1 protein-coding gene is annotated in these 987 nt (G+C 52.5%); it reads right to left on the reverse strand.

Features of this window, described 5'->3' with window-relative positions:
• Positions 1 to 189: 189 nt before the first annotated feature.
• The gene (locus tag XM53_RS22265; RefSeq protein WP_057796989.1) at positions 190 to 837 is read right to left on the reverse strand and encodes a hypothetical protein; all 648 of its coding nucleotides are present in this window, start codon (positions 835 to 837) and stop codon (positions 190 to 192) included.
• Positions 838 to 987: the final 150 nt, after the last annotated feature.

Raw genomic sequence — 987 nt, forward strand, 5'->3', positions numbered from 1 at the left:
CCGGCGCAGGTCGCCGGGCCGAACGTCGGAACCACTCACATGCACCGCGTGCAGGTCGCCCGAAGTGGATGCGCTCGTGACGTAAAAGCAGCGCACCCATATCTGCCATGCCACCTGCCGTTTCCAATCCGACGACCGGGCCACCGCGCAGCGCCTCAATCCTCACGCACGCCACTGAACTCAAATTGACTAGCGATTATCCATTTCGTCATGGCTGACAGGCGCTGGAAGTAGCGCAAGAAAGCGTGCCAAAACCATGACCGTCATGAATATTCCGACAAAGCTGTGCACCGTTAGAATAACCACACCAACCGGGTTCGTCGCTTGCGTGCTTTCCGGCCCGAAGGATACCATCATCAACAGGCATTCGCGGAAAATCGTGAAGAACTCGATTTGGCTATCGGGAAGGACGATATCTCCCGAACGATAGAAGAAGGTGTAAAATACGCCGAACCAGCAAAGCACTTCGAAGTAGTTATGGAGCAAAAGAAGCACCAGCCGTCGAAAACTCCTGACCTTGTACTCCTTTCCTTGGCGGAAAGCCCGGTACTCATCAAAGAGCAGAACATTCAACTGGTAGACGACCAATTCGAAGACCCTGAATACACCGTAGACAACCATGACCAGGAGCAAGGTATTCGTCGGCTCGCCGTAGCGGTATGACGCGATGGCAAAAGTGACCAAGGCTATCAGCGTCTGAATTGTGACATACCACTCGACGAAACCGTATGTGGCTGTACGGCTGCGAAAGAGAAGCCGGATGATCGCGAAGATTGAAAATCTCGCAAGAAACGAAAATACCGCAGACCAAAAATCTACAATCCAAGTATCTTTCATCGTTTATTGTCCGTGTGTTTCGCCGTATTCGCCAGCGGCAATCGCATAAGCATTGCAAATATCCGGAAAGCGATCCAATTCCAAAAACTGCGTTGCAATGATTGTCGTCAGTCGAGCACCCGACCGCCCAGCGAATTGGCACCGCTCTCG

Source organism: Roseovarius atlanticus (assembly GCF_001441615.1).
GTDB classification, from domain to species: domain Bacteria; phylum Pseudomonadota; class Alphaproteobacteria; order Rhodobacterales; family Rhodobacteraceae; genus Roseovarius; species Roseovarius atlanticus.

Coding starts and splice junctions, on each gene's coding strand:
- XM53_RS22265 (WP_057796989.1), bottom strand. CDS start 837: ATGAAAGATACTTGGATTGTAGATTTTTGGTCTGCGGTATTTTCGTTT.